At 72.8% G+C, this 6,764-nt stretch carries 8 protein-coding genes and 1 pseudogene; 2 read left to right on the top strand and 7 right to left on the bottom strand.

The features are described from left to right. From ABZE72_RS14975 to ABZE72_RS14990, 4 genes and pseudogenes are all read right to left on the bottom strand, one after another. Positions 1-266: pseudogene (locus ABZE72_RS14975) on the bottom strand (hypothetical protein); the annotation flags it as partial. After that, a complete protein-coding gene (locus tag ABZE72_RS14980) occupies positions 263-1,315 on the bottom strand; it encodes a PDZ domain-containing protein (RefSeq protein ID WP_372729832.1) in 1,053 nt (350 codons plus the stop codon). The pseudogene ABZE72_RS14975 and the gene ABZE72_RS14980, both read right to left, overlap by 4 nt. 27 nt (positions 1,316-1,342) lie before the next feature. Continuing rightward, positions 1,343-1,618 carry a hypothetical protein gene (locus tag ABZE72_RS14985; protein WP_372729833.1) on the bottom strand — a complete coding sequence of 92 codons (276 nt, stop codon included), beginning with the start codon at positions 1,616-1,618 and terminating at the stop codon, positions 1,343-1,345. 45 nt (positions 1,619-1,663) lie between these two features. Beyond that, on the bottom strand, positions 1,664-2,092 hold the full coding sequence (locus tag ABZE72_RS14990; protein ID WP_372729834.1) for a molybdenum cofactor biosynthesis protein MoaE: 429 nt from the start codon (positions 2,090-2,092) through the stop codon (positions 1,664-1,666). Between the two features lie 65 nt (positions 2,093-2,157). Here ABZE72_RS14990 and ABZE72_RS14995 point away from each other — a divergent pair, with 65 nt between their 5' ends. Next, positions 2,158-3,489, top strand: coding sequence for a zinc-dependent metalloprotease (locus ABZE72_RS14995; RefSeq protein ID WP_372729835.1), 1,332 nt, complete (start codon positions 2,158-2,160; stop codon positions 3,487-3,489). Beyond that, positions 3,486-4,028: an NUDIX hydrolase gene (locus ABZE72_RS15000; protein ID WP_372729836.1), complete on the top strand. Its 543-nt coding sequence runs from the start codon at positions 3,486-3,488 to the stop codon at positions 4,026-4,028. The genes ABZE72_RS14995 and ABZE72_RS15000 overlap by 4 nt, the downstream gene beginning before the upstream one ends. A 60-nt stretch (positions 4,029-4,088) precedes the next feature. Here the strand turns inward: ABZE72_RS15000 and ABZE72_RS15005 are convergent, their stop codons facing one another. The 3 genes from ABZE72_RS15005 to ABZE72_RS15015 all read right to left on the bottom strand — a co-directional run. After that, complete coding sequence (locus ABZE72_RS15005; protein WP_372729837.1) at positions 4,089-4,655, bottom strand: M48 family metallopeptidase; 567 nt, start codon at positions 4,653-4,655, stop codon at positions 4,089-4,091. A 9-nt stretch (positions 4,656-4,664) separates the two neighbouring features. Further along, the gene (locus ABZE72_RS15010) at positions 4,665-5,729 is read right to left on the bottom strand and encodes a PHP domain-containing protein (protein ID WP_372729838.1); all 1,065 of its coding nucleotides are present in this window, start codon (positions 5,727-5,729) and stop codon (positions 4,665-4,667) included. A 330-nt stretch (positions 5,730-6,059) separates the two neighbouring features. After that, on the bottom strand, positions 6,060-6,764 hold a 705-nt coding region (locus ABZE72_RS15015), incomplete at its 5' end, for an enoyl-CoA hydratase/isomerase family protein (protein ID WP_372729839.1).

Raw genomic sequence — 6,764 nt, forward strand, 5'->3', positions numbered from 1 at the left:
AGCGGCCGTTCGGCGCTGAGCTGGTCCTGCTCGACGGGGGTCAGCGACCCCTGCTCGGCGGCGGCGTCGAGCCCCATCGCGGCGGCGAGCGCAGGCTCCCGCTCGACCAGCTCGCCGGTCTTCACCAGCGCATAGAGGCGGGCGGGCTGGTCCCAGCCGCCGGCCGCGATGTGGGCCTCGATCTCGAGGACGGCCGAGGCGAGCGCAGGGTCCACCTCGAGGTCGGCCACGAGGTCAGGACTGAGCTCGAGCTCCGGGTCGGTCACGCGTTCCCCTTGCAGGTCGGGAGGTCGGCGTCCGGGTCGTCGACCCACGCCTTGATCGAGTCGGTGGCGCTGTGCATCGTCGGCGCCCGGACCAGGCGCATGTCGCCGTTCTGCGAGCCCAGCGCGTCCGCGCAGTTGTCCGGCGGCACCAGGAAGAGCTCGGCGCCCGCGTCGCGCGCGGCCACGATCTTCTGCTGGATGCCACCGATCGGGCCGACCTGGCCGGCGCCGTTGATGGTGCCGGTGCCGGCGACGATCCGGCCGTCGGTCAACGAGCCGGGGGTCAGCGTGTCGTAGATGCCGAGCGAGAACATCAGCCCGGCGCTCGGGCCGCCGATGTTGTCGGCGATGTTGACCGAGACCTGGAAGGGGAAGACGTAGCCGGTGCCGAGCCGGATGCCGACCACCTGGTTGCCCTCCTCGTTGGTGGTGGGCACGACTCGCACGGTGGTGGGCTCGCCGCCGCGGAGCACCTCGAAGGTCACCGCCTCGCCCGGGGGCGTGGCCTGCAGCGTGTCGATGATGTCCTCGGGCTCCTCGACCGGGGTGCCGTTGATCGAGCGGAAGACGTCGCGCACCTTCAGCCTGCCGTCGGCGGGCGCGTTGTCGGAGACGCTGAGCACCTCCAGCGCCGGCTCCACGTCGTAGCCCAGCTCGGCCAGCGCGACCGCGATCGCGGCGTCCTGCGAGGAGACCATCTCGACCGCGCCGTCCTCCCGGGACTGCTCGGTCGTCTCGTCAGGACGGTAGACCGCCTTGTAGGGGTAGACGGCGTCCTCGCGGCTGATCCAGTCGCTCATCACGTCGAAGAGGTTGAGCTTGGCGTCCGGCTGGGAGACGTAGACGGTGGTCATCCGCAGCTCGCCGTCGTCGCGGTAGGTCTTCTGACCGTTGATCTGGATGATCTCCGCGCCGTCGGTGTCACCGAGCACGTCGACGGTCAGGCCGGGCTCGTAGGTGACGTAGGGCAGGGGTTGGGTCGCCGCGATCACCAGCAGGGCCAGGACCAGCGGCGCCGCCAGGATCCCGGCCAGGGTGCGCTGCGTCATGGCCCCCAGCCTCTCACCCAGCGACAACTACCCTGCGCGCTGGGTGTGGGGTGGCTCCGCAGGAGGCACCTGCCGGGCTCGCGAGGGGCGTACGGCGATCCCGGTGCTGCGGTCCCGTTCGGACGTCCGGGGGGTCGCCCGACCCTTCGGCGGGCGTGGCTCGCGCTGCAGCGCCTCGGCCAGCCGGCGTACGGCGACGTCACGGTCGACCTCGCCCCGGCCCTCGCGGCCCAGCCAGCTCACCCAGGCCATCGCCACGGCCGTCAGCACCGCCGACGGCACGAGCCACCACAGGATCTCCACCCCCGCAGCGTAGGCACCCCGAGGCCCCACGCCGGGCAGAAACGCTCAGGGCGTGCCCACCCACTCGTCGGAGCCGTCACCGAAACGCTGGTGCTTCCAGATCGGGACCTCGGCCTTGAGGGTGTCGATCAGGGCCCGGGAGGCCTCGAAGGCCGCTCCCCGGTGGGCCGCGGTCGTCGCCACCACGACCGCGATGTCCCCGATCGCCAACGCGCCGGTGCGGTGCACGGCCGCCACGCCGGTGACGTCGTACTCCTCGGCGATCCGGGCGCAGACCTGCCGCAACCGCTCCAGCGCGCTGGGGTGGGCGGAGTAGTCGAGGCCGTCGACCCCCTTGCCGCCGTCGTGGTCGCGGACCCGGCCCACGAAGAGGGTCAGACCGCCCGAGGCGTCGTCGTCGAGGGCTGCCACGACCTCGGCGACGTCGAGCGGCGTCTCGCGCAGGTCGACCAGGCGTACGGCGGGAGTGCTCACCCGGTGAGCCTAGCCACGGGGACACGGACTGACCCCGATTGTCGGGAGCGCGTACCGTGGGCCCCATGAACGACACCCCCGACGACACCCCCTCCGGGCCTGACGACAGCGGTCAGAACCCGTTCAAGGGCACGCCGTTCGAACAGTTCTTCGCCGGCGGCCTGGGCGGGTTCGGTGGCGCCGGCGGCGGCATCCCCGACCTGAGCCAGCTGTTCAGCCAGATCCAGTCGATGATGCAGCCCTACGACGGTGCGCTGAACTGGGACCACGCGCTGGATCTCGCCCGCAAGTCCGTGGCCCAGAAGGCCGACCCCGCCCCCACCCAGCGCCAGAAGGACGCCGTCGCCGACGCGATCCGGCTCGCCGACCACTGGCTCGACGAGACCACCGAGTTCCCGTCGGGAGTGAGCTCGGCGACCGCCTGGAGCCGCGCCGAGTGGCTGGTCGGCACGCTGGACGTGTGGAAGGTGCTCGTCGAGCCGATCGCCGAGCAGTCGACCGCCGCCCTGGGCAGCGCGCTGCCCGAGGAGGCGCGGGCCGTCTCCGGGCCGATGCTGGGCATGCTCGGCAAGGCCGTCGGCGTGATGGTCGCCAGCCAGGTGGGCTCGGGCCTGGGCGTGCTGGCCGGCGAGGTGCTGAGCGCCTCCGACATCGGACTGCCGCTGGCCCCGGCCGGCCGCGCCGCCCTGGTGCCCGCCAACGTGGCCGCCTTCGCCGACGGCCTCGACGTCAGCGAGGACGACGTCCTGCTCTACCTGGCGCTGCGCGAGGCCGCCCACCAGCGCCTCTTCGCGCACGTGCCGTGGCTGCGCGAGCACCTGATCGGCGCGGTGGCGGCGTACGCCCGCGGCATCGAGATCAACGCCGAGGGCATCCAGAGCCGCATCGAGGAGCAGATGCGCGGGATCGACCCCACCAACCCCGAGTCGATGCAGGCGCTGCTCGACGGCGGCATGTTCGACCTGCCGCAGTCCGAGGCACAGACCAAGGCACTGCAGCGGCTCGAGGTCACCCTCGCGCTGGTCGAGGGCTGGGTCGACGAGGTCGTGCACCAAGCCACCGAGGAGCGGATGCCCGCGGCCGCCAAGATGCGCGAGGCCGTGCGCCGGCGCCGTGCCGCGGGTGGCCCGGCGGAGCAGACCTTCGCCTCGCTGGTCGGCCTCGAACTGCGCCCGCGCCGGCTGCGCGACGCCTCCACCCTGTGGGGCTCGCTGCGCACCCGGCAGGGCACCGAGGCCCGCGACGGCGTCTGGATGCACCCCGACCTGCTGCCGACCGCCGAGGACCTCGACGACCCGCTGGGCTTCCGGGAGGGCGCGGCCGCCCCCGAGTCGCTGAGCGACGACGACTTCGACGCCGCCCTGCGCGACCTGCTCGACGGGCCCACCGAGGAGTGAGCCTGCACCACGACGCGCTGACCCACTTGTCGGCGTGGTCGGCGTACGACGACGCGCAGGAGGCGTTGCGAGCCCGGTTCGTCGAGCACCTCGAGCGTCGGCCGGACGGGACGCAGCGCGGCTGCTTCCCCGACCACCTCACCGCCGGTGTCCTGGTGCTGGACGATTCGCTCGGCCACGTCCTGCTGAACCTGCACGGCAAGGCGAAGCGGTGGTTCCACTTCGGCGGTCACTGCGAGGACGACGACCCCACGCTGGCCGGCGTCGCGCTGCGGGAGGGCCTGGAGGAGTCCGGGCTGCCCGGGCTGCGCCTGGACGCCGAGCCCGCGCAGCTCGACGCTCACACGGTGGCGTTCTGCGATCCCCGCGGCACCGTGCACCACCTCGACGTCCGCTACGTCGCCCTGGCCCCGGTCGACGGCGCGCACGCCACCAGCGAGGAGTCGCTGGACGTCCGGTGGTGGCCGCTGGACGCGTTGCCGGAGCTGGAGCCCGCGATGCACGAGCTGATCGCGATCGCGCGGCGACGCTTCGGCTGAGCCTGCGCCGGGGGCGGTGCTCAGTCGACGGGGCCGGTGCTCAGTCGACGGAGCCGGTGCTCAGTCGACGGGGTCGCTGTCCGAGGGCTCCTCGGCCTGCTCGCTCTGCGGCGGGTCGACCTGGGCGGCGGCCGACCAGCCCAGCAGGTAGCCCCGGGCACGCTCGGCGTGCGGGTACTGCGCCACCCAGCCCCAGAACTTCTCGTCGTGGCCGACCTCGAGCAGGTGGGCGAGCTCGTGCACCAGGACGTAGTCGACGACCCAGCCCGGCATGCCCTGGAGCCGGTCGGAGACCCGGATCGCCCGGTCACCCGGCGTGCAGGAGCCCCAGCGGGCGTTCTGGTTGGTCGCCCAGCGCACCGACTCCGGGACCGCCAGCCCACCGAGGTAGCGGTCGTTGAGCGTCCGGGCCCGGTGCAGCAGGTCGTCGTCGGAGGGCCGGCGACGGCGTTCGGACTTCTCCAGCCGGGCCACCATCGTGCTCACCCACTCGGCTTCCTCGGCACGGCTCAGCGAGGCCGGGATCATCACGATGATCCGGTCGCCGTCGCGGTACGCCGAGACCGTGCGGCGGCGCCGCTTCGAGCGGCGTACCTCCACCTCGGCGTTGGGTGTGGCGGCGGACATGCCCCCAAACTATCCGTTCGCCCACTCCAGCAGGTGTTCTCTCGGCCAGGTGTTGACGATCCGTTCCGGGTCGATCCCGGCGTCCTCGGCGCGCTCGCAGCCGTGGACCAGGAAGTCGAGCTGACCCGGGGCGTGGGCGTCGGAGTCGATGGAGAACAGGCAGCCCAGGTCCCGGGCCAGCTCCAGCAGCCGGGTCGGCGGGTCGCGACGTTCGGGCCGGGCATTGATCTCCACGGCCACGCCCTCCTCGGCGCAGGCACCGAAGACCGCCTCGGCGTGGAACTCCGAGGGGGGCCGGGTGCCGCGGTTGCCGGTCACCAGCCGGCCGGTGCAGTGCCCGAGCACGTTGGTGCGGGGGTTGCGCACGGCCGCCACCATCCGTCGGGTCATCGCGGCGGAGTCCATCCTGAGCTTGGAGTGGACGCTGGCCACGCGGACGTCGAGCCGGGCCAGCATCTCGTCGCTCTGGTCCAGTCCGCCGTCGTCGAGGATGTCGACCTCGATCCCCTTGAGCAGCCGGAAGCCGGCCCCGCCCAGGTGGTCGTTCACGGCGTCGATCACGTCGAGCTGGCGGGCCAGGCGCTCGGCGCTCAGCCCGTGGGCGACCTTCAGCCGCGGCGAGTGGTCGGTCAGCACCAGGTACTCGTGGCCGAGCTCGATCGCGGTGAAGGCCATCTCCTCGATCGGCGACCCGCCGTCGGACCAGTCCGAGTGGCTGTGCAGGTCACCGCGGAGCCGGGCGCGCAGGTCGTGCCCGCCGGCGGTGAGCGGCCCGCCGTGCTCGCGCTCGAGCGTGGCCAGCCGCTCGGGGAGGACACCCTTCACGGCGTCGGCGATCACCGCCGCCGAGCTCGCCCCCACCCCGGGCAGGTCGGTCAGGGTGCCGGCGGCCACCGCCCGGGCCACCTCCTCGGCCGGCATCGGGAGGATCACCGCAGCGGCCCCGCGGAACGCCTTCACCTTGTAGGTGTCCTCCCGGGCCCGCTCGAGCAGGAACGCGACCCGGCGCAGCGCCGCGACCGGCCCGGCGTCGTACGGCGAGCCGGCGGCCGGGGGTTGTTCCTGCTGCGACACGCGTCACCCTCCGGATTTCTTTCCTCCACAGGCAGTGGAGGGGCGTTGGTGCTGGTCAGCGGCGTTCGGTCCCGGCCGACAGGCGGCGTTCTCCACAGTGGTTTCCCGGTTCTGACCCCAGTTCTCCACGGTAGTCCCCCGCTTGTCCACAGGCTCGTCCACAGCCGTCTCCACAGGTCGCGGGACGGATCCGGGCCGATCCGTTGACCGCAGCGTTGCGCGGCTCCTAGCGTGACGCCCAGATGAGGCCCCCGGGTCACTGACCGGCACTCGCAAGGGGAAGGCGAGTGCCGCCAGGTGGACCGGGGGCCTCCTCTCGTGTCGGGCGCCTCAGTTGCCGGTGAAGACCGGAGCCCGCTTGGCGTGGGCCGCGCGGATCCCCTCCTGGAGGTCCTCGGTGGCCAGGGTCAGCGGCTGGGCCATCCCCTCCCACTGCAGTCCGCTCTCGTAGTCGGCGTGGCCACCGTCGGCCAGCGCCAGCTTGGTCAGCCTGGTGGCGATCGGCGCGTTCGCGGCGATGCCCTGGGCGGCAGCGAGGATCTCGTCCTGGAACGAGGCGGGGTCGATCACCCGGGAGACCATGCCCAGGCGCAGGGCCTCGTCGGCCTCCACCACCCGGCCGGTGAGCAGCAGGTCCCGTGCGTGGGCGGGGCCGACCACGTTCGGCAGCAGGTAGGTGCCGGCCATCCCGGAGTGCATCCCCAGACGCACGAACGGCACGCCCATCTTGGCGCCGTCGGCGGCGTACCGGATGTCGCAGGCCAGCGCCAGGCAGAGCCCGGCGCCGATCGCCGGACCGTTGATCGCCGCGATGGTGGGCACCTCGAGCTTCCGGATCGAGAGCCAGGCCCGGTAGAAGGCCATCATCCGGGTGCGCAGGTAGTCGACCGAGGCGTCCGGCTCGCTGGCGATCCAGGAGGTGTTGCCGCCCGAGCAGAAGGCAGACCCTTCGCCGGTCACCACGACGACCCGCACGGAGCGGTCGGCGGCGAGCTCGTCGATGGTGGCGATCCACGAGGCGGTCATCTGGTCGGA

It is taken from the genome of Nocardioides sp. (assembly GCF_041600255.1).
GTDB lineage: Bacteria > Actinomycetota > Actinomycetes > Propionibacteriales > Nocardioidaceae > Nocardioides.